This window comes from Actinomycetospora soli (genome assembly GCF_021026295.1).
Lineage (GTDB): Bacteria > Actinomycetota > Actinomycetes > Mycobacteriales > Pseudonocardiaceae > Actinomycetospora > Actinomycetospora soli.
The window spans coordinates 156836-183537 of sequence record NZ_JAJNDA010000008.1 but is presented as its reverse complement, the minus strand read 5'-3'; the positions used below and the strand labels follow the sequence as shown (position 1 = coordinate 183537).

Annotated in this window: 31 protein-coding genes; 17 read left to right on the top strand and 14 right to left on the bottom strand. The window is 75.4% G+C overall.

Going from position 1 to position 26702, the window contains the following annotated elements; translation table 11 throughout:
* The first annotated feature begins 2 nt into the window (after positions 1–2).
* Together LN037_RS15285 and LN037_RS15280 are read left to right on the top strand one after the other, a co-directional pair.
* Complete coding sequence (locus LN037_RS15285) at positions 3–440, top strand: hypothetical protein (protein ID WP_230754055.1); 438 nt, start codon at positions 3–5, stop codon at positions 438–440.
* Complete coding sequence (locus LN037_RS15280) at positions 437–772, top strand: DUF3817 domain-containing protein (protein WP_230754054.1); 336 nt, start codon at positions 437–439, stop codon at positions 770–772. Before LN037_RS15285 ends, LN037_RS15280 begins: the two co-directional genes overlap by 4 nt.
* On the opposite strand, the gene LN037_RS15275 is transcribed toward LN037_RS15280, so the two are convergent.
* A complete protein-coding gene (locus LN037_RS15275; protein ID WP_230754053.1) occupies positions 741–1547 on the bottom strand; it encodes a DUF2470 domain-containing protein in 807 nt (268 codons plus the stop codon). The two genes, LN037_RS15280 and LN037_RS15275, sit on opposite strands and share 32 nt — an antisense overlap.
* A gap of 114 nt (positions 1548–1661) precedes the next feature.
* Here LN037_RS15275 and LN037_RS15270 point away from each other — a divergent pair, with 114 nt between their 5' ends.
* The 3 genes from LN037_RS15270 to LN037_RS15260 are packed head-to-tail and all read left to right on the top strand — an operon-like array spanning position 1662 to position 4218.
* Complete coding sequence (locus LN037_RS15270; RefSeq protein ID WP_308286151.1) at positions 1662–2579, top strand: hypothetical protein; 918 nt, start codon at positions 1662–1664, stop codon at positions 2577–2579.
* Complete coding sequence (pheA, locus tag LN037_RS15265) at positions 2579–3562, top strand: prephenate dehydratase (RefSeq protein ID WP_230754052.1); 984 nt, start codon at positions 2579–2581, stop codon at positions 3560–3562. Before LN037_RS15270 ends, pheA begins: the two co-directional genes overlap by 1 nt.
* Before the next feature lie 11 nt (positions 3563–3573).
* Positions 3574–4218, top strand: coding sequence for a histidine phosphatase family protein (locus LN037_RS15260; protein WP_230754051.1), 645 nt, complete (start codon positions 3574–3576; stop codon positions 4216–4218).
* A gap of 93 nt (positions 4219–4311) precedes the next feature.
* Here LN037_RS15260 and LN037_RS15255 read toward each other — a convergent pair whose 3' ends face one another.
* The 3 genes from LN037_RS15255 to LN037_RS15245 are packed head-to-tail and all read right to left on the bottom strand — an operon-like array spanning position 4312 to position 6150.
* Positions 4312–4554: a helix-turn-helix domain-containing protein gene (locus LN037_RS15255; protein ID WP_230754050.1), complete on the bottom strand. Its 243-nt coding sequence runs from the start codon at positions 4552–4554 to the stop codon at positions 4312–4314.
* 43 nt (positions 4555–4597) lie between these two features.
* Positions 4598–4945, bottom strand: coding sequence for a metallopeptidase family protein (locus LN037_RS15250; RefSeq protein ID WP_372460460.1), 348 nt, complete (start codon positions 4943–4945; stop codon positions 4598–4600).
* Between the two features lie 2 nt (positions 4946–4947).
* Entirely contained in the window at positions 4948–6150 is a 1203-nt protein-coding gene (locus LN037_RS15245; protein WP_230754049.1) for a septum formation family protein, read from the bottom strand.
* A gap of 100 nt (positions 6151–6250) precedes the next feature.
* Here LN037_RS15245 and LN037_RS15240 point away from each other — a divergent pair, with 100 nt between their 5' ends.
* The 4 genes from LN037_RS15240 to LN037_RS15225 are packed head-to-tail and all read left to right on the top strand — an operon-like array spanning position 6251 to position 9567.
* Complete coding sequence (locus tag LN037_RS15240) at positions 6251–7099, top strand: hypothetical protein (RefSeq protein WP_230754047.1); 849 nt, start codon at positions 6251–6253, stop codon at positions 7097–7099.
* Positions 7100–7112: 13 nt separating this feature from the next.
* A complete protein-coding gene (locus LN037_RS15235; protein ID WP_230754046.1) occupies positions 7113–8279 on the top strand; it encodes a glutathionylspermidine synthase family protein in 1167 nt (388 codons plus the stop codon).
* 1 nt (position 8280) lies between these two features.
* Entirely contained in the window at positions 8281–9084 is an 804-nt protein-coding gene (locus LN037_RS15230) for an SCO6745 family protein (RefSeq protein WP_230754044.1), read from the top strand.
* Positions 9085–9129: 45 nt separating this feature from the next.
* A complete protein-coding gene (locus LN037_RS15225) occupies positions 9130–9567 on the top strand; it encodes a DUF350 domain-containing protein (RefSeq protein WP_230754041.1) in 438 nt (145 codons plus the stop codon).
* A gap of 15 nt (positions 9568–9582) precedes the next feature.
* On the opposite strand, the gene LN037_RS15220 is transcribed toward LN037_RS15225, so the two are convergent.
* Positions 9583–10833: a carboxylate--amine ligase gene (locus LN037_RS15220; protein ID WP_230754039.1), complete on the bottom strand. Its 1251-nt coding sequence runs from the start codon at positions 10831–10833 to the stop codon at positions 9583–9585.
* A gap of 72 nt (positions 10834–10905) precedes the next feature.
* On the bottom strand, positions 10906–11538 hold the full coding sequence (locus LN037_RS15215; protein ID WP_230754037.1) for an endonuclease: 633 nt from the start codon (positions 11536–11538) through the stop codon (positions 10906–10908).
* A gap of 56 nt (positions 11539–11594) precedes the next feature.
* Here LN037_RS15215 and LN037_RS15210 point away from each other — a divergent pair, with 56 nt between their 5' ends.
* The 4 genes from LN037_RS15210 to LN037_RS15195 all read left to right on the top strand — a co-directional run bounded on the left by LN037_RS15210 (position 11595) and on the right by LN037_RS15195 (position 14645).
* Positions 11595–12386, top strand: coding sequence for an HAD family hydrolase (locus LN037_RS15210; protein WP_230754035.1), 792 nt, complete (start codon positions 11595–11597; stop codon positions 12384–12386).
* A 131-nt stretch (positions 12387–12517) separates the two neighbouring features.
* The gene (locus LN037_RS15205) at positions 12518–13072 is read left to right on the top strand and encodes a phosphatase PAP2 family protein (protein WP_372460459.1); all 555 of its coding nucleotides are present in this window, start codon (positions 12518–12520) and stop codon (positions 13070–13072) included.
* Positions 13069–14112, top strand: a complete 1044-nt coding sequence (locus tag LN037_RS15200; protein WP_230754033.1) for a decaprenyl-phosphate phosphoribosyltransferase — start codon at positions 13069–13071, stop codon at positions 14110–14112. Before LN037_RS15205 ends, LN037_RS15200 begins: the two co-directional genes overlap by 4 nt.
* Before the next feature lie 32 nt (positions 14113–14144).
* Positions 14145–14645, top strand: coding sequence for a GtrA family protein (locus LN037_RS15195; RefSeq protein ID WP_230754031.1), 501 nt, complete (start codon positions 14145–14147; stop codon positions 14643–14645).
* Here LN037_RS15195 and LN037_RS33640 read toward each other — a convergent pair.
* From LN037_RS33640 to LN037_RS15175, 4 genes are all read right to left on the bottom strand, one after another.
* Complete coding sequence (locus tag LN037_RS33640; protein ID WP_230754029.1) at positions 14605–15072, bottom strand: FHA domain-containing protein; 468 nt, start codon at positions 15070–15072, stop codon at positions 14605–14607. The genes LN037_RS15195 and LN037_RS33640 overlap by 41 nt on opposite strands.
* Positions 15069–16304: a PP2C family protein-serine/threonine phosphatase gene (locus LN037_RS32610; RefSeq protein WP_230754028.1), complete on the bottom strand. Its 1236-nt coding sequence runs from the start codon at positions 16302–16304 to the stop codon at positions 15069–15071. The genes LN037_RS33640 and LN037_RS32610 overlap by 4 nt, the downstream gene beginning before the upstream one ends.
* On the bottom strand, positions 16301–17338 hold the full coding sequence (locus LN037_RS15180) for a protein kinase domain-containing protein (protein ID WP_230754026.1): 1038 nt from the start codon (positions 17336–17338) through the stop codon (positions 16301–16303). Before LN037_RS15180 ends, LN037_RS32610 begins: the two co-directional genes overlap by 4 nt.
* An 80-nt stretch (positions 17339–17418) precedes the next feature.
* Positions 17419–17856 carry a VOC family protein gene (locus LN037_RS15175; RefSeq protein ID WP_230754024.1) on the bottom strand — a complete coding sequence of 146 codons (438 nt, stop codon included), beginning with the start codon at positions 17854–17856 and terminating at the stop codon, positions 17419–17421.
* Positions 17857–18044: 188 nt separating this feature from the next.
* On the opposite strand from LN037_RS15175, the gene LN037_RS15170 reads away from it, so the two are divergent.
* From LN037_RS15170 to LN037_RS15160, 3 genes are all read left to right on the top strand, one after another.
* A complete protein-coding gene (locus LN037_RS15170; protein ID WP_230754022.1) occupies positions 18045–20036 on the top strand; it encodes a heparin lyase I family protein in 1992 nt (663 codons plus the stop codon).
* 132 nt (positions 20037–20168) lie between these two features.
* Complete coding sequence (locus LN037_RS15165) at positions 20169–20537, top strand: hypothetical protein (protein WP_230754020.1); 369 nt, start codon at positions 20169–20171, stop codon at positions 20535–20537.
* A 52-nt stretch (positions 20538–20589) separates the two neighbouring features.
* Positions 20590–20967 (top strand): hypothetical protein, encoded by a 378-nt coding sequence (locus tag LN037_RS15160; RefSeq protein ID WP_230754018.1) that lies wholly within the window; start codon positions 20590–20592, stop codon positions 20965–20967.
* Between the two features lie 38 nt (positions 20968–21005).
* On the opposite strand, the gene LN037_RS15155 is transcribed toward LN037_RS15160, so the two are convergent.
* The 4 genes from LN037_RS15155 to LN037_RS15140 form a co-directional block, all read right to left on the bottom strand.
* Entirely contained in the window at positions 21006–21857 is an 852-nt protein-coding gene (locus LN037_RS15155; protein ID WP_230754016.1) for a polysaccharide lyase family 20 protein, read from the bottom strand.
* Positions 21854–23470 (bottom strand): peptide chain release factor 3, encoded by a 1617-nt coding sequence (locus LN037_RS15150; protein ID WP_230754014.1) that lies wholly within the window; start codon positions 23468–23470, stop codon positions 21854–21856. The genes LN037_RS15155 and LN037_RS15150 overlap by 4 nt, the downstream gene beginning before the upstream one ends.
* A 271-nt stretch (positions 23471–23741) precedes the next feature.
* Complete coding sequence (locus tag LN037_RS15145; protein ID WP_230754012.1) at positions 23742–24704, bottom strand: TIGR03557 family F420-dependent LLM class oxidoreductase; 963 nt, start codon at positions 24702–24704, stop codon at positions 23742–23744.
* A 19-nt stretch (positions 24705–24723) separates the two neighbouring features.
* Complete coding sequence (locus LN037_RS15140; protein ID WP_230754010.1) at positions 24724–25005, bottom strand: PASTA domain-containing protein; 282 nt, start codon at positions 25003–25005, stop codon at positions 24724–24726.
* 178 nt (positions 25006–25183) lie between these two features.
* On the opposite strand from LN037_RS15140, the gene LN037_RS15135 reads away from it, so the two are divergent.
* Entirely contained in the window at positions 25184–26677 is a 1494-nt protein-coding gene (locus LN037_RS15135) for an alpha/beta hydrolase (protein ID WP_230754007.1), read from the top strand.
* The last annotated feature ends 25 nt before the right edge of the window (positions 26678–26702 follow it).

Genomic DNA, 26702 nt, shown 5'->3' with positions numbered 1-26702 from the left:
GGGTGCAGGTCCTGCGAGTGCTCGCGACACCCCGGTGGGTGGGCTGGACCGTGCTCGCGCTCTGCGCCGTCGTGGTGTGCGGGGGCATGGCCTACTGGCAGCTGATCCGCGCCGAGTCGGCCACGGGCACGCTGCTCAACGCCGGGTACGCGCTGCAGTGGCCGCTGTTCGGGGTGTTCTTCGCGGCGCTCTGGTGGCGGATGCTGCGCTCGGAGGCCCGGTACCTCACCGAGATCCGGCGCGACGTCCCCGACGCCGGGTCGTCCCCGGCCCCGGAGCCCGAGGCGCTCGCGCCGGAGGACAGTCCCTTCACCCCCCGCCCCCGGGGTGTCGAGCCGGGCGACGGGGCGGGCCGGCCGACCCGCGTCCGGGCCACCGACGACTACAACGCGATGCTGGCGGACCTGAACCGCCCCAGGGACGAGGAGCCCACCCCGTGACCGCACCGACCGATGCCCTCACCGAGAAGGTCGTCGCCGCCATGCGGCGCTACCGCGTGGGCGCCTACGTGGTCGGCGTCGGCCTGCTCGTGCTGGTGCTCGTCGCGATGCCGCTGAAGTACCTCGCCGACCAGCCGCTGCTCGTCGCGATCGTCGGACCGATCCACGGCTTCCTCTACATGGGCTACCTGGCTCTGACCGCCGACCTGGGCGTGAAGGCCCGCTGGCCGGTGGGGAAGCTGCTGCTGGTGGCGCTCGCCGGGACGATCCCGTTCGTGTCGTTCGTCGCCGAGCGGAAGGTCACCGCTCCGCTGCGCGCGTCGTCGGGCTGACGCCGGACGGGTCCGGCAGGCCCGCGAGCCGACGGACCTCCGCGCCCAGCACCCGCGGGCAGGCGACCGGGCGGGAGAAACCGAGCCGGACGTCGTGGTCGCCGTGCGCGGTCTCGACCCGCAGGCGCAGCCCCAGCCGGTCGACGGCGAGCGGCACCAGTGTGTGCTCCGGGCGGCGCAGGGCGGCGGGCAGGTGCCGGGCCAGCCCCGCGACCAGCGAGCCGTGCGCCCCGGCCAGGTGGGCGAGCCAGGCGTCGCCGCACCCGGTGAAGGGGTCGACCGGGGCGGCCGCCATCTCGGCCGGCGTGAGTGTGCCGGTGCCCTCGGCGTCGCTGAGCACCACCGACGCCGGGTCGAGGCGCAGCAGGACGTCGGAGTGCCCGACGTCGAGCAGGCGCTCGTCGGGGCGGTCGGCCGCGATCCGCAGCGCCGCGCGGCGGGCCACCCGGGCGGGCAGCACCCGCACCCGGCCGCAGACCCAGACCAGCCCCCGGACCGGCTGGCGCACCGCGACCGGCGCGGTGTCGGAGAGCTCCATCATCACGGGCAGGTACTCGGCCGCGCGCGTGGCCGCGACCAGCGGGTGGTCGGCCGGGACCTGCAGCGTCGCCGCTCCCGAGGCGGGCACGTGGTGCAGCGTGGGGACCACCCGGTCGATCTCGTTGCCGGTGGGCGACCCGGTGATCAGGGCTGCGGACGACGCGCGCTCGGCCGTGGCCCGGGCGCGCTCGGCCGGACTCGGGACGGCGGGCTGGGGCGGGCAGCTCCTGGCCACGGCGGGCTCCTCACGGTCGACGAACTTAGGTGAGCCTAACGGAAGCCAGGGGTGTGAGGGCAAGGTCGACGCCCGGTGGACCGCACCCGCCCGGTGGCCCGCTACCGTGCCCTCGTGTCCACCGTCCCCCAGGCCGGTGGGGCACCGGTCGACGGTGTGCCCACGCTCCTCGCGCGCATCCTCGACGACGCGGTGCTCGTCTCGCCGGGTCCACGTCGCGAGATGGCCGACGTCGTCGGTGCGCACCTCGAGGCCCGGGCCGGGGAGCACGGCGGTCTGCTCGGGGCACTGGTCGTCCCGGTGTCGCGGCTGCAGGAGTTCGTCGCCGAACTGGTGCGGCGCCGCCCCTCCGCGCCGCTGCCGGTCGCGCTGTCGGTCGACACCGGCCTCGGCGGGGTGCCGAAGGCGCTGTCGCTGACGTCCTCGCGGGCGGCGCTGCTGACCACGGGCACCGTCGAGATGCCCGCGCCGCACGACGTCGACTCGGTGTGGCTGGAGCGGGTCACCGAGTTCGTGCCGGACGAGGTCGTGGCGGTCGTCGAACCGCGCCGCCCCGACGCGGACGGCTCGCAGGACTGGATCGACGGCGTGAAACGGGTGGTCGGCCACGGCTGCCGGCCCAAGCTGCGCTGCGGCGGCGACCGGGCGGGCGTCTTCCCGGGCGTCACCGACGTGTCGCGCTTCCTCGCGGTCGTCGCCGCCTCCGGGCGCTCCTTCACCGCGAGCATCGGGCTGCAGTCCGCCGCCCGCCACGTCGACCCCGACACCGGCTTCGACCACCACGGGTGGCTCAACCTGCTGGTCGCCGTCACCCGGGCGCTGCGTGCGGCCCCCGCCGACGGCGAGGTCACCGACGAACTCGTCGCGGAGGTCCGGCAGGCACTCGAGACCACCGACGCGGAGGCGCTCGCCCGGGAGGCTGCGGCCGTCGACGAGCCCACCGCCGCGCGGGTCCGGGCGCACCTGTCGTCGTTCGGGTCCACCGCGCCCGCCGACCAGGGCGCCGAGATGGCGCGGCTCGGGCTCGTCTAGTGCGCATCGCGTTCCTCGGTCCGCACGGCACGTTCTGCGAGCAGGCGCTGGGCACGGTCCTCGACGACTTCCCGGGCGCGACGACGACCCCGGCCGCCAGCACCACCGCCGCCCTCGACGCGCTGCGGGCGGGCGACGCGGACCTCGCGTGCGTGCCGATCGAGAGCTCGGTCGAGGGTGCCGTGCCCGCGACGATGGACGGCCTGGTGGAGACCCCGCCCGTCGTCGTGGTCCGGGAGATCCTGCTGCCGGTGCGGTTCGGGGTCCTGGTGCGGCCGGGGACGACCGTCGCCGACGTCGCCACCGTCGCGTCCCACCCGCACGGCGAGGCCCAGACCCGCCGCTGGCTCGCGACGCACCTGCCCCGCGCCGAGGTGCGGATGACGCCGTCGACGGCGGCGGCCGCGGCGGCGGTGGCCGACGGTCAGGTCGACGCCGCGGTGTGCGCGCCGGTCGCCGCGCGCCACTACGGGCTCGAGGTGCTCGCCGACGGCGTGCACGACACCGGCGACGCCGTGACCCGCTTCGTGGTCGTCGGCCGCGCCGACGGCGCCCTGCCCGCGCCGACCGGGGCGGACCGCACGTCGATCGCCGCCACCACGGTCAACGAGCCGGGTGCCCTGCTCGCGATCCTCACCGAGTTCGCCATCCGCGGCGTCGACCTCACCCGGATCGAGTCGCGACCCTCCAAGGCGCGGCTGGGCACGTACTGGTTCTTCCTCGACGGGGCCGGCCACGTGGCCGAGGCCGCGATGGGCGAGGCCCTGGCGGCGCTGCACCGCCGCTGCACCGACCTGCGCTTCCTCGGGTCCTACCCGCGGGCGACCGTCCCGGAGGGGTCGACGGCCCCGTCCCCGCCGGTCGCCGCGACGGTCCCCGGGCAGGGGCCGGCGGACTACGCGGCCGCTGAGGACTGGTTGCGCGCCCTGCGGGCGGTGGGATCCCTGCCATCCCGCACGGCTGCGGGGCCCGCCGTCGGGTAGACGTGGAGACCGTGCCGACCCTGGTGCTCGCCCGTCACGGACAGACCCCCGCCAACGTCGGGAGGATCCTCGACACCGTGCTGCCCGGCCCCGGGCTGACCGATCTCGGCCGGCTGCAGGCCGAGGCGCTCGGCAAGGAGCTGTCCTCGCTCGGCGTCACCGCCCTGTACGGCTCGCGGGCGCGCCGCGCGCAGGAGACTGCCGGCGTCGTCGGGACCGTGCTCGGGATGCCGGTCGGGACGGTCGACGGGGTGCACGAGGTGCAGGTCGGCGACCTCGAGGGCCACTCCGACGACGACTCGGTCGCCGTCTTCCGTGACGTCTACGACGCCTGGCGCGCGGGCGACCTCACCGCGCGCATGCCGGGCGGGGAGTCCGCCCAGGACGTCCTCGACCGCTACCTGCCCGCCGTCGAGGACCTGCGCCGCCGCCACCCCGACGGCACGACGGTGCTGGTCAGCCACGGCGCGGTGCTCCGTCTCGTGGGACACGCGCTCGCGGGCGCCGACGACCTCCTCCCGGACGGGGACGACCACCTCGACAACTGCGGCCGCCTCGAGTTCGAGGGCCTTCCCGACGGCGGGTGGCGCCTGCTGGCGTGGCGCCGCGAGGCCCCGGGCGGGTTGGCCTCCAGCCGCGACGCGACGGGCGGCTGAGGGCGGGCACCCCGCCGGCGGCAAGATCCGGACGAGCCGCGCGATGTGATCGCTCAGCGATCAGATCGCGCGGCGCGATGAGATCTCGGGCGGCTACGCCCCCTGGTCGGCGACGTACTTCCGCCCGGCGTCCGTGACGGCGACGTGCACGAAGCGACGCCCGACCTCCTCGGGGCTCACGTCCTCGATCAGCCCGGCCGCCTCGAGCTGGGCCAGGAACGCGTCGAACTGGGCCTGCTGCTCCTCCGCGACCCCGCCCGCCAGGGCCGACTCCGGGATGACCCGGTCGCCGGCGCCGTCCACGGCCTGCAGGAACTCCGCGATCAGGTCCGCCATGGGCGGCCACGGTGCCCGCTCGACGGCGGCCCGTCCAGCCCGGTCAGCCCCAGCCGTACCGGTGCAGGGTCTCCTCGTCGATCCCGAAGTGGTGGGCGATCTCGTGCACCACGGTGATCGCCACCTCGTCGCGCAGCTCGTCCTCGTCGGCGCACAGGTCGACCAGGGCGTCGCGGTAGAGCGTGATGCGGTCGGGCAGGACGCCGCCGTAGTCGCTGGTCCGCTCGGTCAGGGCGACGCCCTCGTAGAGGCCGAGCAGGTCGGGCTCGTCCGGGTGTCGGGCCTCGACGAGCACGACGACGTTGTCCATCGCCCGCAGCAGCTCCGGCGGGAGCACGTCGAGGGCCTCCCCGACGAGCTCCTCGAAACGCTCCGGGGCGACCCCGTCCACGCTCAGTTGGCCGGAGCGGGCGCCGGGGACTGCTGGCCGATCCCGGGCAGGGGCACCGGCAGCTGCAGACCCGGCTGCTGCGTCGGCTGAGCCGGGGCGGCGGGGTCGACGGGCTCGGCGCTGGGGGCGGCCGGCGCGGACGTGGTTGGCGCCTCGGCGGGGGCGCCGGCGGGCGGCAGCGGGTCGGCACTGGCCGGCGCGGCCCCACCGATCGTCACGCCGTCCTTGACCGCCCCGGTGAGCGGGGCGAACCCGGAGTTGTCGGCGAGCAGCGAACCCATGTTGCAGCTGACGCGTCGGGTCCCGGCGTCCCACGAGGCCTGGTTGACGTTCGTCCAGTACACGGTGAGCTTCGAGTCGGTCAGCTTCTGCGCCCCGACCGCGTCCTGCGCGACCTTCGTGCACTCGGGCTGCAGGTAGTTGTCCTGGTCGTCCACCGAGGGCAGGCCGTTCGGGAACTTGGCGCCGAGGTCGACGGTCCCCGCGACCTCCGCGGCGTGCGTCCGCGCGCACGAGGACACCGGGTCGGACACCTCCTTGCCCGCGAGGCCGAGGCAGGTGCCGGGCGCGAACACCACGGCCTGGTCGGCGTCGGCGACCTTGCCGGTCGAGGCGAACAGCGCCCCGGAGCGGCCGGGGGCCTGCAGGCCGCAGCGGACCGTGCGGTCGCCGTCCTCCCACGCCGCCTGGGTGGGCTTGAGCGCGCCGACCTTGTAGCGGCCGGTCGGGTCGAGGGCCTTCCCGAGGTAGCCCTGCACGAGCGGACCGCACTGCGAGGCCACCAGCTGCTGCCACGCGGCGTCGGCCGGGAACGGGGCGCCGTCGGGCAGCGGGGCCTGGACCGGACCCGCCGTCTCGAACAGGTGCGACTGGTCGCACGGCACCTGGGAGACGTCCGAGCCGTCGGCGGTCGTCCACGTCAGGCAGGTGCCGGGTGTCGACGGCAGCTCCGCGCGGTCGGACGAGGGGCCGGTGCTGGATCCGCCGAGGATGCCCGGCGAGCCGCCCTCGTTCGAGGCAAGCCCGAGGAACCCGAGGCTCGAGCCGGTGGCCGCCAGGGCGGACGCGGCGAGCAGCATCACCAGCGCGCCGACGAGCACACCGACGACGCCGCGGCGCGCGATGAGCCGCCGACCGGCGTGGTCGTCACGGTCGGTACCTGAGTCGTCCCCTCGGCCGGAGGACGGGCGTTCCCGTACGAGCATGGTGCTGCCATCATGCCGCGTGCCCGGTTCGTCTCCTTGACGGGGGGACGACGAGCCCGGTGGTGTGATGGACTGGCGACATGAGCGGGGGCGGAGGGACATGACCGACCAGCCGGGCGGCGCGCACCGGGCGGATGACGCCCCGACGCCGCCGGAGGGCACGCCGGCCGCGTCCTCCACCCCCACTGCGTCGGGGACGCCGGACGCCCCCGACACCGCGCGGCGCGAGGCCGCCGAGTGGCAGGCCGTCCGCAGCGGCGAGGCCGCCGAGCCGGGCGGCACCGGGCCGGAGGGCACGCTCGTGTCGCCCACGCCCGAGCCGGAGAAGCGCCGGGGCGGGATCCGCTACCAGGACCCGGAGACGACGACGCCGCGCGAGCCCACCGTGGCCGAGCAGCGCGCCCGCCGGGAGGCCGAGCGGCGCCGCCGGGCCCAGGAGGAGGCGGCGGCCGCCGCCGAGCAGCGCAAGTCCAAGGTGCGCAAGCGGATCCTCATCGGCGGCGGGGTCGCCGTCGGGATCGTCGCGATCGTGGCCATCGCCTACGCCGCCTCGAGCGGCGACGACGAGACCACCGCGCAGTGCGTGGACCAGAACGGCGTCGTGGTCGACGACAGCCAGTGCTCCACCGGCGTCCAGCAGGGCGGCTACTACAACTCCAGCGGCGCCTTCGTCCCGATCTTCCTCGGCGGCTTCGGCAACCAGTACCACTACAACTACGGGTCGAACGCCCCCGTGGGGACGGTCGCCCGGGGCGGGACGACCAACCCGCCGGCCAGCGGCACCACGCTGCGCGGGAGCTCCGGCGGCAGCGTCGGCACCTCCAACGGCAGCAGCGGCACCGTGAGCCGCGGCGGGCTCGGCGTGGGCGGCACGTCGTCGGGCACCAGCGGGTCGGGCAGCCGCGGCTCGTCGGGCAGCTCCTCCGGCGGCTCCAGCTCGGGCAGCTGAGAGGCTCTCCCGCGTGCGACGCGAACGCTCCACCCCCCGCCCGGACTGGCGCCAGAAGATCGAGGAGCAGGGGCTCGTCTTCGGGACGCCGGCCACGTCGTCGAACGGCACCCGCCCCTACTGGGACGAGTCCGTGCACTACGTCTTCGACATGGCCGAGATCCTCTCCCTCGAGGCCGACGTCGAGCTGCTGCACTCGATGTGTCTCGAGGCGGTCGACCACGTCGTGACGACCGGGCGGTTCCGCGACTTCGCGCTGCCCGAGTGGTGCTGGGACCAGGTGGCCGACTCCTGGAAGCGGCACGACCCGCACCTGTACGGGCGCTTCGACCTGCGCTACGACGGGTCCGGGCCGGCGAAGCTGCTCGAGTACAACGCCGACACCCCGACCTCGCTGCTCGAGGCGTCGATCTGCCAGTGGTACTGGCTCAAGGACGTCTACGGCGACCAGGACCAGTGGAACTCCCTGCACGAGAAGCTGGTGGCGCAGTGGGGTGCCATCGCGGAGAACCTCCCGCGCGGCGACGTGCACTTCTGCTGGTCGCAGGCCGAGACCACCGGCGAGGACCACGTCACCACCGCCTACCTCCAGGAGACGGCCGCCGAGGCCGGGCTGGACACCGTGGGCCTGGCGATCGAGCAGATCGGCTGGGACTCCGCGCTGGACCGGTTCGTCGACCTCGAGGAGGCCCCGATGAGCTGCGTCTGCAAGCTCTACCCCTGGGAGTGGATCCTCGGCGACGACTTCGGCAAGCACGTCACCCGCAGCCTCCCGGAGACCCAGTGGGTCGAGCCGTTGTGGAAGACGCTGCTGTCGAACAAGGCGCTGCTCGCCGTGCTGTGGGAGATGTACCCGGGGCACCCGAACCTGCTCCCGGCCTCGCTGGGCGACCCCGGCTTCCTCACCGAGTACGTCCGCAAGCCGCTGCTCGGCCGCGAGGGCGCGAACGTGCAGATCGTCGCCGGCGCCGGGGAGCCCGTCGTCGAGACCGGCGGGGTGTACGGCGAGGAGGGCTTCGTCTACCAGCTGTTCGACCCGCTGCCCGAGTTCGACGGCTACCGGCCCGTGCTCGGGGCGTGGATCGTCGGCGACGAGGCGGCCGGGATGGGCATCCGCGAGTCGACGGGCCTCGTCACCGACAACGGCGCGGCGTTCGTGCCGCACCGGATCCCGGACTGACGTGCCCGAGCCCGTCGCCCGGCGGATGTGGCGGCTCTACGAGCCCGTCCACGCGCTGATCTACTTCGCGCCGGGCTCGCTGCGGGCGACCGAGGACCTCGGGCCCTCGTTCTGGTCGCGGTACGTCGCGCAGCGGGCGGCACCGCTCGGGTCGGTGCCGTCGCCGGTGATCACGGCGGCGTTCGGCGGCTTCGCGCCCGACCGCATCGCCGACGCCCTCGAGACCGTCACGGTGACCCCGGAGGTCGCCCTCGAGCGCCGGCTGCGCGGCATCGACGCGGCGTTCCGCGACCTGCCCGCCCTTCCCGACGACGGGTGGGTGACCGAGGCCGCCGACCTCGCCTGGGAGGCGTCGCGGGCCTGCGAGGACGCCGGTCGCGTCCTCGGTGCGGCCAACCGTGCGCTGCCGCGCCCGGCCGACCCGCACCTGGCGCTGTGGCAGGCCACGACCACGCTGCGGGAGCACCGTGGCGACGGGCACCTCGCCGCGCTGACGGTGCACGGCGTCGCCCCGGTGGACTCGCACGTGCTCAAGGTGCTCGCCGGCGAGTCCCCGGAGCGCGACCTGCGGCTCGGCCGACGCCTGCCCGACGACGGGTGGGAGGCGGCCCGCGCGCGCTACTCGCCGGCCGAGGCGGCCGCGCTGCACGAGGCCGTCGAGGACGCCACCGACCGGGCGGCGGCCGGACCGTGGGCGGCGCTGGGCCCGGAGCGCACCGAGCGGCTGGCCGAGCTGCTGGCGCCGATCGCCGAGGCGTGCTGGAGCGTCGTGCCGGTCCCCAACCCGATCGGCCTGACCCGCTAGTCTGGCGCCCCTTTCGTCCGGTTGGACCACCCGTCTGGGGGCCGCGTGCTCACGCCCGACTTCTTCCCGACCCTGCTCTCCGGCATCGGCCTGATCGCCATCTACGCCGTGATCGGCGCGGTGCTGATGTACGTCGGCTACTTCGCGATCGACCTGACCACGCCCGGCGACCTGCGCGCGCTGGTGCGCGAGGGCCGGCCGAACGCCGTCGTCGTCGCCGCCTCCGGCCTCGTGTCGATGGCGCTGATCGTCGTCACCGCCATCTACGTCTCCGGCGGCGGCTTCCTCACCGGCATCCTCAACACCCTGGTGTTCGGCCTCGTCGGGATCATCGCCCAGGTGATCGCGGTGCGCGGGCTCGAGTTCGTCTCGCGCCTCGACGTCGGGGCCTGCCTGCACGACGAGGGCTATACGTCGGTCTCGGCGATGATCGCCGGGATGCACGTCGCGCTCGGCCTCGTCGTCGCGGTCGCGATCATCTGACGGAGCCGGCGCGCGTCAGCGCCGTCCGGCGACCCGGGCCAGGACCGGTCGGGCCCGCCCGGCGAGCATCGGCAGCACCGGGAACGGGTCGTCCGCCGCGAGCCAGCCGTACTCCGTCGACGGGACCCGCCCGGCCGGGGCCGGGCCGTCGGTGCGCCGCCCGCGGTAGGCGACGCGGGCCGCGTAGTCGAAGTCCTCGACGACGAAGGCCCGCCCCTCCGGGACCTCCGACCGCGGCACCGGGCGGCCGGTGAGGGCCAGGTGCTGCGCGCGCACCACGTCGACGCCCGCGTCGTCGGCGAAGAGCCGGAACTGCGCGCCCACCCGCGGGTTGAAGTCCACCAGCTTGTAGCGGCCGTCGCGCCGGTCCCGCCGGACGTCGAGGTCGGCGATCCCGGCGAACCCGGTCGCGGCGAACAGGCGGGTCGCGAGGTCGGCGAGCTCGGCGTTCCACCGGGCCCGACCCGCCGTCGTGATCCCGGCGTGGGGCGGCCAGGAGCGCAGCTTGACCCCGGTGTGGACGACGGCGGAGTCCGGCGCGGTCCAGGCGTGCACCACCCAGTCCTCGGAGTCCTCCGGCGGGAGGTACTCCTGCAGGATCACCCAGGGCTCGTCGTCCCAGTCCCGGGCCAGCGCCCGCAGCTCGTCGGGCGTGTCGACGACCGTGGTCGAGCGCACCGACGGGTGCCGGTGGCGCTCGAAGGGCGCCCGGCTCTTCACCACCACCGGGAACGTGCCGTGCGCCGCGTACGCCTCGACCTCGTCGCGCGAGGTGGGCACCACGGTGGCCGGGGTCGGGACGCCGTGCCGCGCGCAGACCTCGGCCAGTCCCTCCTTGCTCGCCACCCGGCGCGGCAGGGACGGGTCGGTGCAGCGCGCGAAGCGGAAGTCCTCGGCGAGGTCGTCGCCGAGCTCGGCGATCGCGATGGCGCTCTCGTCGTCGGTGGGCACCAGCACCGGCCGGCGCCCGATCGTGCGGGCGAGGGCGTGCAGCCCCTCCGCGAGCTCGGACGGGTCCTCGCCCCCGGTCGTCGGCCAGGTGAACCGGCCGCGCAGGTACCGGGAGCAGGCGACGGGCGTCCAGGGCCCCTCGGTGACGGCGTACACGTCGACGCCGGCGCGCCCGAGGCTGCGGACCACGCCGAGCCCGCCGTGGTGCAGCGGGTAGGAGCCGAGCTTGAGCAGCAGCGCCGGGACCGAGCGGTCGAGCTCGACCGCCGGACGTCGGGCCCTGCCGGGCTCCCTGCGGGCCTCGTCGAGGAGCACCGCGACCGCCTCTCACGCCGGTCGCTCGTCCGATCGGGGGACGAGCGAGTACGGGGCGAGACTAGACCGTGATCATGCCGAGACCCGCCCGGCCACCTCGTCGTCCAGCGCCGCCCGCACGAGCGCGGCCGCGAACCGGGCCAGGTCCGCCTCGTCGACCAGGCCCGCGAGGGCGTCGGGGTCGGTCGGCAGCCCGACCGCGCGGGCCCCGTCGGTGGCCTTGCCGTCGAGGTGCGGGCGGAACTCCGGCCACACCGCCTGCACCTCGCGGAGGAAGATGTCGGCCCCGACCGGGCCGAGGCGCGGGACCTCGCGGAGCAGCTCGGCCAGCCGGTCGGCGTCGCCGTCCGCCTCGGTGCGCAGGCGCCGCAGGTCGCCGGACCACCGGTCGGCCACGAGCGCGGCCCCGTCGACGAGGGCGTCGGCGGTCTGGTCCTTGGACAGGAACTTCGCGCGGTCCAGCGCGTCGTGGACCTGCTGGTGGGTGGCCGCCCGCATCTTGTCCGGCGTCCCGAGGTCGGAGTCGACGAGCTCGGCGCACGCGCGCGTGCCGAGCTTGGCCTGCACCCGGCTGGAGAGCAGCACGGTGAGGACGAGCAGCCGGTAGAGCGGGGCGGGCTTGTCGTCGAGCGTGATGCCGGCCTCGGCGGCGAAGGTCTCGCCCGCGTCCTTCAGCAGCCGGGCGGCCGTCTGCGTGTGGCTCATCCAACGGCATACCCGGGCTCGGGCGCGCGACGCGCCGACGGCGGAGAATCGCCGACATGAGAGCTCCCCGCCTGGTCGCCAGCGACGTCGACGGCACCCTGCTCGGTGCCGACGACCGGCCGGGCCCGCGGTTGGTGGGGGTCCTGGAGCGCATGACCGAGGCCGGGGTGCCGCTCGTCATCGCCACCGGACGCCCGCCGCGCTGGATCGACCCGGTGTGCGACGCGATCGGGCTCCGCGGTCTGTGCGTCGCGGCCAACGGGGCGGTGCTCTGGGACGCCGGCAGCCGACGGGTCGTGGAGGCCGCGGAGCTCGACGTCGACGCGCTCGGCGAGGTGATCGACCGGCTCCGCACCGCGCTGCCCGGCGCCGGGCTCGCGGTCGAGCGGGTGGATGCCCCGGAGTTCTGCTGCGAACCGAGCTACCGGCCCGCGTGGCCGGGGTCCGACCACGTGGAGATCGCGACGGGCGACCTCGCCGCCCGTCCCGCGGTGAAGGTGCTCGCGCGGCACCCGGGGATGTCGAGCGACGCGATGGCGGCCGCGGTGCGCGCCGGGCTCGGCGGCCTCGTCGACGTCACGTTCTCGACGGGCAAGGGGCTCGTCGAGTGCTCGGTCCCCGGCGTCACGAAGGCGTACGGACTGGCCCTGGCGGCGGCGCACCACGGCGTGCCGGCCGAGGAGGTCGTGGCGTTCGGGGACATGCCCAACGACCTCGCGATGCTGCGCTGGGCCGGGCACGGCGTGGCGATGGGCAACGCGCACCCCGAGCTCGCGGAGCTCGCGGACGAGGTCACCGGCCACCATGACGACGACGGCGTGGCGATGGTCCTCGAGCGCTGGTTCTGATCTCGACGACGCCGGGGCGTCCTGCCTCGGTGGGGAGCGCGTGTCAAGGCCCGCGTAGCATCGGATCGCCATCGGAGCTGTGCCGGGGAGACGCAGCGCAGCGGAGCTCGACCCGGACCTGAGGAGGACGTGTGCTCGACCGGGCACCCGGGGGAGTCGACGAGGCGGACCTGCTGGTCGCCGTCCAGCGTCGGATCGATCATCCCACCGTCGTGCGCGCGGCGCGGGCGATGTCCCTCTTCGGGGAGCACGCCGCCGGCTGGCTCGCCCTCGGCGCCGCAGGAGCGGCGCTCGACCCGAGCCGTCGTCGGACCTGGGCCACCGCCGCCGTGGGCGTGGCCGGGGCGCACGGCGCCTCGATCGCGGTGAAGCGGGTGGTCCGCCGGCGTCGGCCGCACGACCCGCGGATCGCCGTGCACGTCGGCACCCCGAGCCGGCTGTCCTTCCCCTCCTCGCACGCCACGTCCACCACCGCGGCGGTCGTGCTCTACGCCGGCCTGCTGCGGCGCTCCGGCGCCGAGGGGCCCCTCACCGCCGTGATCCCGGCGATGGCGCTCTCCCGCCTCGTGCTGGGCGTCCACTACCCGACCGACGTGCTGGCCGGAACCGCTCTCGGAGCCGCGTGCGCCCTCGCGACGCGCCGCGTGATCGAGCGGGGCCGGCTGGGCCGCTGGAGGACCCGATGACCACCTCGCAGGACACCCAGCGCAGCGGAGCGGGTCCCGACGAGCCCGAGGAGGCCGTCGAGGCCGTCCTCGAGGAGAACCGCGAGCCCGAGGACGCGCCGGAGGACACCGCCGTCCCGGTCCGGCGCACCGGCCCGCTGGCGATGCCGCTGGGGCTGCTCAAGACGATGCGGCCCAAGCAGTGGGTCAAGAACGTCCTCGTCTTCGCCGCGCCGTTCGCCGCGGGCCGGCTCGGCGAGGGCTCGGTCTGGGTCCAGGTCCTCGTCGCGTTCGCGGCGTTCTCGCTCGCCGCGTCCGGGGTGTACCTCGTCAACGACGCCCGCGACGTCGAGGCCGACCGGGCGCACCCGAAGAAGCGCTTCCGCCCGATCGCGGCCGGGATCGTCCCGCCCGCGGTGGCCTACGGGACCGCGGTGGTGCTGTTCGCCGGCGCGATCGCGCTGAGCTTCATCGCCACGCTGAACCTGGCGATCGTCGTGATCGTCTACGTGGTCGTCCAGCTGGCGTACTGCCTGTGGCTCAAGCACGAGCCGGTCATCGACGTGTGCATCGTCAGCTCCGGCTTCCTCATGCGCGCGATTGCCGGTGGTGCGGCCGCGTCGCTGTACCTCTCGCCGTGGTTCCTGCTGACGATGGCGTTCGGCTCGCTGTTCATGGCCTCGGGCAAGCGGTACGCGGAGATGCGGCTCGCCGAGCGCACCGGCGCGAAGATCCGCAAGTCGTTGGAGCGCTACTCCGCCTCGTACCTGCGGTTCGTGTGGTCGCTGTCGGCGACGATCGTGATCCTGGCGTACTCGCTGTGGGCCTTCCAGATCGGCGTGCAGCCGGTCCGCAACGCCCTGCCGACCCCGCCGAGCATGTGGGCGATCATCTCGGTGGTGCCTTTCGTGGTGGCGATCCTGCGCTACGCGGTCGACGTCGACGGCGGCAACGGCGGGGAGCCCGAGGAGATCGTCATCAACGACCGGGTGCTCCAGGTGCTCGGCCTCGCCTGGGCGGTCCTGCTCTTCCTCGCGGTGTCCACCTCGGCCGTGCACTGAACCGTGCGCGCCGCGGGTACGGACACGGCGACATGACCAGGACCCTCGCCGCCCTCGTGCGCTACGCCCTCGTCGGCGTGGTCAACGCGGCGACCTACTACGCGGTCTACCTGCTCGCCCTCGGCGAGGTCGGCTACCTGACCGCCCACGTCCTCGGGCTCGGCGTCGCCATGGTCGTCTCGTTCTTCCTGAACTGCCGCTTCACCTTCCGGCTCCGCCCGTCGTGGCGGCGGTTCGTGCTCTACCCGGCGTCCCAGGCGGTGAACATCGCCGCGACCACGGTCGGCGTCGTCGCGCTCGTGACCCTCGGGGTGGACGAACGCATCGCCCCGCTCGCCGCGTCCGTCGCCGCGGTACCGGCGAGCTTCCTCGCCGCGCGCTTCGTCCTCGCGCGGGGTCAGCGGCGCACGGTGCCGCCCGCCCCGGCCACCACGGTCGCCCCGTTCCCGGAGCCCGTCCCGTTCGCGGAGGCCGACCCGGCGACCCTGCGGCTCAGGCTCGATCCGCTGCGTCGTCCCGTCGCCGGACGGTGATCGTGGTCCACGCGCCGACGTGGATCGTGTCCCCCGAGGACAGCGGCACCGGCGTGCCCGGGGTCAGCGCCTCGGCGCCGTAGTTCACCGTGGTGCCGTTGGTGGACCCGGCGTCGAGGACCACCCAGCGGTCCTCGCCCACCGACAGCAGCACCGCGTGCAGGTGCGAGACGCCCGGGTCGCGCGGCGGACCGGTCAGGTCGATGCCGGGGTCGTCCGGCGACGGGGCGGGGCCGGCCCGGTCCGCGGCGCCGGCCTCGTCGGCCACCGGCCGGCGCCCGATCGCCACCTGCTCGCCCGTCAGCTCGACGGTGAACTCCCGCGGCTCGCGCGGGAACTCCGGCACCGGCGCCGACCCGTCCTCCCTCGCGCGCACCAGCTCGTAGTGGTCCCGGTCGGCCCGGACGCGCGCGGTCCAGCGCGTCACGCCGACCCGTCGGGCGGGTCCACCGTGGACTCGGCGGCCGGGTCGCGGCGGGCCTCGTCCTCGACGTCGAGCGGGATGAGGATGGGACCGGTGTCCTCCCCGCCGGCGCGGGGGTCCCACGCGTCGCCGTCGGCCGGGTCGAGGGGGAGCAGCGCGACGGTCGCGTTGTCGTACCCGCCGTCGGCCAGCGCCGCGTCGACGAGCGCCCGGGCGTCGCCGAGCACGTCGGCGGCCCCGCGCCCGGACGTCAGGACCGCGGCGAGCCGGTCGGCGTCGGGCACGTGGTTCCAGACGCCGTCGCTGCACAGCAGCAGGAAGCCGGGCCCGGCGGGCCGGAAGCGGCGGGCGCGGGCGGGGCCCTCGGGCGAGTCGTGCCCGAGCCAGCGGGTGAGCACGTGGGCCCGGCGGTCGGCGTGGGCCTGCTCGCGGCTCATCACCCCGGCGGCGGCGATCTCCTCGGCCCACGAGTCGTCGGTGGAGAGCAGCTGCGAGGTGCCGTCGCCGGCGAGCCAGTAGATGCGGCTGTCGCCGACCCAGGACACGACGGCCGAGCCGCCCCGGGTGACCGCCCCGGTGTAGGTGGTGGCCGGGGGGTCGGCCGGGTCGCCGTGGCGCACGAGGTCGGCCGCGGCCTCGGCCGCCGCGCCCGCCCCGGTCGCGGCGAGCTCGTCCAGGCCGAGCGACCCACGCGCGGTGATCCGCGTCAGCACCGCGGCGACGCAGGCCTCCGCGGCGGCCAGCGAGGCCTCGTCCCCGCGACGGGCGGAGGCGACCCCGTCGCACACCGACGCGACCAGCACCTCCCCGTCCGCGGTCGCGATCCGGCCCAGCGCGCACGCGTCCTCGTTGCGTCGGCGCCGCAGGCCGCGGTCGGTGACCGCCGCCGCCGGGCCGAGGCGGAACTCCACGTGGTCGCGCACCGCGGGACGGCGCGTCCCGCAGCGACCGCACACCACGTCCTGGGCCTCGTCGACGCTCGCGCCGCACTCCGGGCAGTCCGCCGTCTCGATCTGGGTGCGCGTCGCCTCCAGCACCGCCCGCAGGTCGGTGTGCTCCCCGGCGCTGCCCGCCGGTCCGACGGACTGCACGGGCACGCCCCCGGTGGGGTCCGGGTCGTCCGGATCCGCGGTCGCCGGGTCGTGCGTGGTGGCGTCGGGGTCGTGGTCCGGGCCGCCCCGAGCCGGGTCGCCGGGGCCGTTCGTCGGGGACGGCGGCGCGGAGGACTCGGTCACGGCGGGCAGGCTCCTGTCTCGGGCTGGGACGGGCGGGACGGCGGCAGGGGTGCGCGCAGGGAGCCATCTTGGTGCACGAGGTCCACGGCGTCCGGCACGCCCACGCCGTGATCGACGGGTTGCCCCGGGAGGGTGGTGCACGCCGGGGTCCGCTGCAGGGCGAGGACGAGGTCGCGGGCGAACTCCGCGACGTCGGGATGGCGCAGGCCGGGCTCGACCGCCGTCGCGCGGTGGACGACCGCGTCGAGCACCGACGACCCCCGCGGCGGCCCGAGGTGGGGCAGCACCGGCGCGCCCAGCAGCACGTCCAGCGACCGGCCGAGGGCGAAGACCTCGGAGGCCACGGACGGTCCGGCGCCGCCCGGGGCGATCTCCGGGGCGAGGAAGCCGTCCGTGCCCCACACCGCGCTGGTGCGGTCGTCCGCGCGGCGCAGCGAGCCGAGGTCGACGAGCACCGGGCCGCGCGGGGTGAGCAGGACGTTGGCCGGCTTGAGGTCGGCGTGCAGCAGCCCGAGCGCGTGCAGGTGGGCGACGGCCGGGGCGATCGCGTCGAGCACCCGGGCCGCGTCGGCCGGCGGCAGCGGCCCCCGGGCCGGGGTGCCGTGCAGCCGGTCGAGGACGAGCCGGGTGCCGGCGTGGTCGACGACGTCCCGCACCGCGACGAGCGCGGGGTGCGGGCGGCCCAGCAGGGCGGTGGCGGCGGTGCCGTCGTCGCGCACGCGGGCGAGCACCACCTCGTCGCCGCGGTCCTCGTCGTGGGCCGTGTAGAGCCAGGCGCCGCCGTGGGCGAGCACGTCGAGCACCCGGTAGCGGCCGGCCAGCACGGTGCCCGGGGCGAGATCGGGGCGCAGGTCGACGGTGCTCCGGCAGACGGGGCACGTGCCGGTGAGCCGGCCCGGCCGACCGTCGCGGCCGCGACCGACGGGGGCGTGGCAGTGCGGGCAGGTGCGCCGCGACTCGGGCAGCAGCGTCGCCGGCTCGGTCGGGAACGGCCCGGCGTCGCGGACCGGCGTCCGCAGACGGCTCGACCGCACTCGTCCGTCCACCGCGTACCTCGCTCACCCGACGCCACCCGCAGGCGGTCCGACGCACGATACCCCCGCCGTGCCGCGGGTCAGTCGAGGCAGAACTCGTTGCCCTCCGGATCCGCCATGACGATGTTGCCCCCGATCAGCGGCGGGTCCGGCTCGACGCGCAGCAGCCGGGTCGCACCGTGGCCCAGGAGACGCGCCGCCTCGGCCTCGAGCGCCGCCATCCGCTCCTCGCCGGCCAGTCCGGGGGCGGCGCGCAGGTCGAGGTGCACCCGGTTCTTCACCGTCTTGCCCTCCGGCACCCGCTGGAAGAACATCCGCGGCCCCCGGCCGTCCGGGTCGACCGCCGCGGACGCGTCGTTGCGCCGCTCCGGCGGGATGCCCCACGCCTCGAGCGCCTCGTCCCAGGACCCGAACGGCGGCGGCGGAGCCTGCACCACGTAGCCCAGCGCCGCCGCCCAGAACGTCGCGAGCGCGCCGGGATCCTCCGCGTCCACCGTGACCTGCACCTCGAGGCTCATGCGCCCATGGTGGCGCCCGCCCCGACGGCGGGAAAGCGTCGTCGTCGCCGCCCGGCGACCGCCACGACGCGTCCCCGCCACGAGGGGAGGGCCTGGCGCAGGGGGTCGCGGGCCGTGTGGCATCGTCGTCCGGCACCGCCCGATCGGGGGAACGGCGGTGGCCCCGCCGGTCGCCACCCGAGGAGCCCATGAGAACGCGCTGGGTCCTCCCGCTGCTGCTCGTCGCCGCGCTCCTCGGCACCGCCGCACCGGCGCTCGCCCAGCCCGCGCCACCCGCCCAGCCCGCACAGCCCGCTCCGCCCGCCCAGCCCGCTCCGCCCGCCCAGCCGGCCGCCGGGGCGGGCGCCTTCGTCCCCCTGCAGGCCGCGCGGCTGTTCGACTCGCGCGTGCCCGCGAAGGTCGTCGACCGGGGCTTCACGACGACGGGTCCGCTCGGCCCGGGCCAGACGGTCTCGATCCCGGTGGCCGGTCGCGGCGGGGTCCCCGACACCGGCGCGGGCACGGTCGTCCTCAACGTCACGGGCACCACGCTGTTCGGCTCGACCCACATGACGCTGTGGCCGCAGGACGCGCCGCGGCCGCCGACGTCCACGCTCTCCCTCGCGCCCGGGGTGCCGGTGACGACGACGATCGTCACCAAGCTCGGCGGCGGTGGCGCGGTCAGCCTGTTCAACGTCACGGGCCTCTCCGACGCGACCGTCGACGTCGTCGGGTGGTTCCCGGAGACCTCCCCGCTCGCCTCCGGGGTCCCGCAGCGGGTGCTCGACACGCGGGATCGGGCGAGCGGAGCGACCGGGGAGGGCGGCGGGGGTCCCCTGCAGCCCGGGGAGCAGCGCCGGGTCCAGGTGGACGGCCGCGGGTTCGCGCCCGCGCCGCCGGGGTCCTCGGTGCTGCTGTCCCTGACCGGCGCCGACGCCTCGCAGCCGACCACCGTCTCCGCCTGGGGGACCGGCGGCCCGCGGCCGTTCGCGCCGCAGCTCACGCTGGTCCCGGGCGACACGCTGCCGAACATGACCATCGTCCCGGTCGGCGACGACGGGTCGATCACGGTGGCGAACCAGGCCGGCACGGTCGACCTGCTCGCGGACCTGGTCGCGGTGGTCCCGGCGCCGGTCGGCCGGGCCGTGACGCCCGCGCGGCTCTACGACAGCCGCACGCCCGACCCGGCCACGGCCGCCGTCGGGACGGGGCCGCTGACGCCGGGTCAGATCCGCACGGTCCCCGTTCTCGGCCGCGCCGGGGTCCCCGCGACGGGCGTCTCGTCCGTCCTGCTCAACGTCACCGGGCTCGGGCCGACGGCGAACGGCGCGGTCGGGGTCTGGGGTGCGGGACCGCCCCCGACGACGTCGGCCGTGGTCGTGCCCGCGGGCGCGGTCCGGCCCGGCTTCGCGGTGGTACCGGTGAGCCCCCAGGGCACGATCCAGGTGGCCGACGCCGGGTCGGCGATGCACGTGGTGCTCGACGTCGTCGGGTTCCTCGCCGGCACGCCCGGCGCCGCCCCGGCCGCGCCGACGGCCGTGCCGGGCGGTCCGGCGCCGGACGGCGGGAAGCTGCTCTGGCAGGCCGACTACACCCGCGGGCTCGCGAACTACCGGTCCGCACCCTGGAACATGGTCGGCGCGGCGGCGCCGGGCGTGGTGGCGTCGGCTCTCGGCCCGGCCCTGCAGGTGACGATGCCCGGCGGCGGGCAGCGGGCCGAGCTGGAACCCAACTTCCGGTCGCTGCGCAACGGCGACGACCTGTTCTTCGGCTTCTCGGTGACGCTCGCCCCGGGCTTCCCGGCGGGCACCGACGACTGGCAGGTCATCACTCAGTGGAAGAACGAGGGGACGGGCTCGCCGCCGCTCTCGGTCAAGGTCGGTGGCGGGCAGTTCCAGCTCGACGGCGGGTTCGACCGCGGGGCGCCGTTCGAGATCCCCATGGGACCGGCGACGCCGGGTCGTGCGCAGCAGGTCGTGGTGCACGTCCGCTTCGCCGAGGGCGGCGGGTCGGTGGACACCTGGGTCGACGGGCGGCAGACGATCCGCGGCTTCCGTCCGCCCGCCGGCACGCTCTACCCGGGCACCACCAGCTACCTCAAGACCGGCATCTACCGGAGCACCGCCATCGGCCAACCGGGCACGCTGTTCTTCGACGACTGGCGGATCGGGACCAGTTACGCGGCGGCGTACCCGCGCTGAGCGGGGGGTGGCGTCGTCCCCGACGTCCCGGTTTGCCATGCTGGCCGGACGCGGGCCCGACCGGGTCTGGCCGCATCGCAATCGCTTGCGCGCCGGCCCGGGGGCCCGAGACGTCGGACGCACGGAGACGCAGTGACCTCATCGACCCCCGCACCGGGGAGCCCGTCGACCGGGAGCGCCCCGGCGGAGCCCACGCGCGGTCGCCACGGCAGCCCCGACACCTCCGGACCCCTGGACCGCAGCGAGCGCACGGACCGCACGGACCGCGGTGCTGCTGCCGACACGTCCACCGACGCCGCCTCGGGCGGCGCGAGCTCGGACCTGTCGCGGGCGGCCGACGAGGCCGAGCGCGCGCTCGCGGAGATGGCGAAGGCCGCCGAGCGGGCGGTCGCCGAGGCCCACGACGACGGCCACTCCGCCGTCGCGAAGGGCTACGAGGAGGCGCGGCAGGCGGCCGCGCAGGCCTACGAGCAGTCGTCGGTCCGGGCGGGTCGTCCGTAGTACTGCGCGACGGTGCGCGGGAGGGGGCCGCGGGGTGGGCGTCCACACCAGGGTGACCGAGCAGGGCGTCCTGCTCCGCTTCACCGGGCGTGATCGGTTCTACGCGTTCCGCGGTGGTCTCTTCCTGCCGATCGACCGGGTCCTCGGCGCGCGCACCCTCGGTCGCCGCGACGCGGTGGTGGCCAGCCCCCGGGTGCACCTGCCCGGCGTGAGCGTGCCCGGGCTGCTGCGGGCCGGCACCTACGGCGTCGGCGAGCGTCGGCAGCTGTGGATGGTGCACGCGGCGACCACGCTGCTGGCGATCTACCTGCGCGGCGAGCCGTACCACCGGGTGGTGCTGGAGGTCGACGACCCCGACACCCTCTCGAAGATCATCAACGACGCGATCCCGCCGCGCGGCCTGCCCGCCGGCCGCCGCCCGACGGTCTGAGCAGGCCCCACCGGACGGGACCCGCCGTCGGGAACGGGTCAGCCCCGCGGGCCGACCAGCGCGGAGGCGGACTCGTAGCTCGCCGCGACCCGGGCGTCGACGAGGAACAGGCTCGCGGTCTGGGAGATCGCGGAGTCCCGGTAGATGCCGGTCTTGAGGTACGAGTCGTCGCCCTCGTAGCGGGTACCGCCCGGCGGCTTGTACCCGGTCAGCCGCTGCTGGCCGTTCTGCCAGACGTCGACCGAGGCCTTCTGCGGGTCGGTGGAGAAGACGATGTGCACCACGATGTCGGTCTGGCGGCCGGTGAGGGCGGGCCCGATCGGCACCGAGAAGTAGTTGCCGCCCGGGTCGTCGCCGCCGGCGCCGCCGTCGAGCTTGAACTGGCCGCCCTCGACCTTGATCTCGATCGGCGGGCTGCCGTCGCCGGCGTTCTTCCACTGCGCCAGGACCTGCCAGCCCTCGGCGTTCACCGGGAAGTCGGTGGGGAGGTTCCACGCGAAACCGAACCAGGCCTCGTCGCCCTCGCGGTAGAACTTGATGTTGGGCTCGAGCTCGCTGCGTCGGCCGCCGCCCGGGACGGTGAACTCGAGGGCCTTCGCGCCGTCCACGCCCGGGGCGTCGACGAGCTGCGGCGCGGGCGCCCCGTCGTTGTTGTACGGCGTGTCGCGGAAGTTGCGCAGCGGGTCGGGCCCCGAGAGCGACGCCTGCCAGATCGGCGGCGGCACGGTGGCGGGGTCGGGTGCGCCGGTCAGGGGCGGGGGCTCGCCGGTCGCGGCGACGCCGGGGGCGGTGCTGCCGGAGCGGGACGGTTCGTCGGTCGAGCACCCCACGACGACACCGGCCACGAGCAGCAGGGAGACGGCCGCCCCGAGGAGTCCGTGGGCCCTCACTGGCCCGACCCCTCGGCGATGAGCGGCTCCAGCGTCAGCGACGGCTGGTTCTGCACGACCGCCTGCAGGCGCCACTTGTGCGGGAAGAGGGCGAGCAGCTCGCCGTCGGCCCGTCGGGTGAGCACCTCGATCCCGATCGCCCCCTTCAGGGCCTCGACGCCCGCCGCGTCGGTGCGGCGGGCGATCGTGTAGTCGAGACGTTCGAGCTTGATCGGCGCCGAGAACTCGTCCGCGAGCCGGGCGGCCACCACCTCGAACTGCAGCGGTCCGACCGCCGCCAGCACCGGGGCCTGGTCGCCGCGCAGGTCCGAGGAGAGGACCTGGATCACGCCCTCGGAGTCGAGCTGCTCGATGCCCTTGCGGAACTGCTTGGTCTTGGACGCGTCCGCCACTCTCGCCACGGAGAAGTGTTCGGGCGCGAAGCTCGGGATGGTCGGGAAGGTGACCGGCTTCTCGGCCCACAGGGTGTCGCCGGGACGCAGGGCGTTCGCGTTGACCAGCCCGACGATGTCGCCGGGGAAGGCCTCGTCGATGGTCGAGCGGTCGCGCCCGAACATGGCCTGGGCGTACTTCGTCGCGAACGGGCGGCCGGTGGCGTCGTGGGTCAGCACCATGCCGCGCTCGAAGCGCCCGGAGCAGACCCGGACGAAGGCGACCCGGTCGCGGTGCGACCTGTCCATCGACGCCTGGACCTTGAACACCAGACCGGAGAAGGGCGCGTCGATCGGCCGCTCCTCGCCGGCGGCCGAGGGCCGCGGAGCGGGCGGGGGCGCCAGCTCGACGAGCGCGTCGAGCAGGCGGGCGACGCCGATGTTCGAGAGCGCGGCCCCGAACATCACCGGCGTCGCCGTGCCGGCGTGGAAGTCGACCGGGTCGAAGTCGGCCCCGATCTCGCCGAGCAGCTCGAGCTCCTCGGTGGCCCGTTCCCAGTCCACGCCCTCCTCGGCGGCGGCCCGGTCGGCGTCGAGGATCTCCTCGGCGGCCTTCGAGGCCCCGTGGGCGGCGCGGGTGAAGCGGCGCATCGTCCCGTCGGCCCGCTCGACCAGGCCGTGGAAGTCGCCCGCGATGCCGACCGGCCAGGTGATCGGCATGGGCCGCAGCCCGATCCGCTGCTCGACCTCGTCGACCAGCTCCAGCGGCTCCCGGCCGGGGCGGTCCCACTTGTTGACGAAGGTCAGCACCGGCACGCCGCGGGCCCGGCAGACGTCGAAGAGCTTGAGGGTCTGCGGCTCGAGACCGCGGGCGGCGTCGAGCAGCATCACCGCGGCGTCGACGGCGGCGAGCACCCGATAGGTGTCCTCGGAGAAGTCGCCGTGGCCCGGGGTGTCGAGCAGGTTGATCACGTGGTCGCGGTAGGCGAACTGCAGGACGGCGCTGGTCACGGAGATGCCGCGCTCGCGCTCCATGTCCATCCAGTCGGACGTCACGCCCTTGCGGCCGCCCTTGCCGTGCACCGCGCCGGCTGCCGAGATGACCTCGGCGTGCAGGGCGAGCGCCTCGGTGAGCGTCGACTTCCCGGCGTCGGGGTGGGAGATGACGGCGAAGGTGCGCCGACGGCGGGCCTCCGCGCCCGGGGCGCCGTCCGGCCCGGCCTGCGGGGTCACGACGGTCATCGACCGACCCCTGGTCCTCGTCCCCCGACGCCCGTACCCATCGTCGATCAGGTTACGGGGAGGAGCCGTGTGGCCGTCGTTCGGGGGACTCGCCCGGCGGCCGTGCGCTCGGCGCGTCGCGGGAACCGTCGAGCGGATCACACCCGGGCACACTGGGAGTCGGCGTCTCCACCGGGCACACTGCTCACGGACGAACCGCCCGGTTTGTGGCGGGGTCCCGGCGGCCGGTCCTCCCGGGGGGAGAGGACCGGCCGTCGTCACGTCCGGGCGGTCACGTCCCCAGGGCGCGCACCTTCTCGATCAGCCCGTTCGCGGCGTGCTCGAAGAAGCCGTCCACGTCGGGGCCCGCGTTGATCAGCGCGAGGTGGTCGTACCCCGCCTCCGCGAACGGGCGCGCCGTCTCCACGTGGTGGTCCATGTCCGGCCCGCAGCCGAAGTTCTCCCGCATCACGTCCGCGGTGACGAGCGCGGTGGCCGCGTCGAAGTTGACCGGGTTGGGCAGCTCGGCCTGGACCTTCCAGCCGGTGATGCCGAAGCGGAAGAGCGCGCGGGCCGACTCGGCGGCCTCCTCCACGGTGCTCGCGTAGGACAGCGGCACCTCGGCGTAGGTCGGCCCGTCCCCGCCCTGCCCGCGGTAGGTCTCCACGAGGTCGGCGCGCGGCTCGGTGACGAACAGGCCGTCGCCCAGCTCGGCGGCGAGCGTCGCGGCACGCCGGCCGCCGGCGGCGACCACGATCTTCGGCAGCGTCTCGGGCAGGTCGAACACGCGCGCGTCCTCGAGGGTCAGGTGCCGACCCTCGTAGCTCTGGTACCCGCCCTGCCAGAGCAGCCGGATGATGTCCAGCGACTCCCGGAACATGCGGTGCCGCACGTGCACCGCGGGCCAGCCCTGCCCGACGACGTGCTCGTTGAGCCGCTCGCCCGCGCCGACGCCGAGGGTGAAGCGTCCCTCGGCGAGGATCTGCGTGGTGGCGGCGGCCTGCGCGATCACGGCCGGGTGGTAGCGGATGAAGGGGCAGGTCACGCCGGTCGCGAGCTCGATCCGCTCGGTCTTCGCGGCCATGGCGGCGAGCATCGACCACGCGAACCCCGAGTGCTGCTGCTCGGAGACCCAGGGGTGGAAGTGGTCCGAGATCTCGACGAAGTCGAATCCCGCCTGCTCGGCCAGTACGCACTGGCGGACCATCTCTTGGGGCCCGTAGGCCTCGGCGATGAGCTTGTATCCGATCCTCACGGGTCGGGGTGCCCGAAAATCAGGCGTTCGCCCCGGCTCCGTCCAGCGGCTTGTCGGGCTCGACCCGCGGCATGTTCCCGCCGCCGTCGTCGTCGGGCTCGACCCAGATCGTCACCGGTGCGCCCGCCGGGACCCGGAGGCCCGCCTTCGGGTCCTGGTCGGTGACCGTGCCGCTGACCGTCGGCGGCGTGTCCGGGTCGGGGTCGACCGCCACCACCCGCGAGGCGATGGCGAGCTCGTGCGCGTCGGTGGCGGGCAGCCCGACCAGCGCCGGGACCAGCACGAGATCGGGTTCACCCATACGCCGACCGTAGCGCCTGGTACCGGCCGTGCGTCACTGCTCGCACCGAACGCCGGGAAATCCGTACGGCTCGCGCCCGACGACGGGTCGCGCGGTCGGGGATGCGGGGGTGCGGTTGGATGCCGGGCAGCGTCGGCCCTGGCGGTGGTCGACCGGTCGGGGCACAAGGAGCGACGCGATGGCACCAGGACGCAGGACCACACGGGTCAAGCTGGTGGGCGCGCTGCTCGCCGGGGGGCTGGCGCTCGCGGGCTGCACGGGCGGGAGCCCGGGTGCGCCGCCGCTGCAGTCCCCGACGGCCCCGGCCCCGCCGACCTCGTCGGGCGCCCCCGCTGCGCCGGCCACCCCGCTCGGCGCGCCGGCGCAGTTCGTGCCGTGCGACGGCTCGTTCGAGTGCGCGCAGATCACGGTCCCGGTCGACTACCAGGTCCCGACCGGGCCGACGATCACGATCGGCATCGTCCGCCGGCCCGCGGCCGACCAGGCGAACAAGCTCGGCGTGCTGCTGGTCAACCCGGGCGGCCCGGGCGGGTCGGGGATCGAGACCGTGGAGAGCGGTCAGGTCCCGGCCGCGGCGGCGTCCCGGTTCGACGTCATCGGCTTCGACCCGCGCGGCGTCGGCCGCAGCGCGAACCTGGCGTGCCCGATCGGGCCCGACACCCCCTACTACGGCGACCCGGACCCGGGCGACCCCGCCGGCGAGGCGTCGACGGCCCAGGCGGTCGAGCGCTACGACCAGGCGTGCGGTGACGCCTACCGCCAGCTCCTGCCCCACCTCGGCACCCGCGACGTGGCCCGGGACATGGACGCCATCCGCAACGCCCTCGGCGAGCAGCAGATCTCCTACCTCGGCTACTCCTACGGCACGTCGATCGGCCAGGTCTACGGCGAGCAGTTCCCCCAGCGCGTCCGCGCGATGGTGCTCGACGGCGTCGTCGACGTGACCCTCCCCGGCCTCGACCCCAGCCAGGCCGAGAGCTTCGAGAACTCGCTGCGCCAGTTCGCCGCCGACTGCGCCTCCCGTCCCGACTGCGAGGCCGGGCCGGACGCGATCGGCATGCTCGACCGCGTCCGGGCGCGGGTGGAGGCGTCGCCCCTGCCGGTGCCGGGGATGTCACCGCTGTCGCCGGGCCTGCTCGAGCTCGGCGTCGTGCTGCCGCTGTACTCCAAGCAGAACTGGCCGACGCTCGCCAAGGCGCTGAAGGCGGCCGACTCCGGCGACGGCGCGCCCCTGCGCCGGCTCGCCGCGCGCTACTTCGAGGGGTCGAACTCCGACACCTACAACGCCGTGACCTGCCTGGACAACTCGTGGCCCCGCAACCGCGAGGACGTGTTCGCGCAGGCCCGTGCCGCCGAGCTCCGCGCACCGCACTTCAGCGGCAACGTGCTCGTCTCCGGCCTCACCTGCGCCGACTGGCCGGTGCCGCAGGACCCGCTGACCCCGCCCTCCGGTGCCGGACTGCCGCCGGTCCTGATCCTCGGCACCACCAACGACCCGGCGACCCCGTACGCCAACAGCCAGAACCTCGCGCGGCGTCTGCCCGGGTCGGCCCTGCTCACCTACCGCGGCGACGGGCACACCGTGTACGGCCAGGGCGTCACCTGCGTCGACGAGCAGGTCAACCGCTACCTGACGACGCTCGCGCTGCCGGCGCCGAACGCGGTCTGCTGAGGCCGGGCCGCGGGCCGCGCCCGGC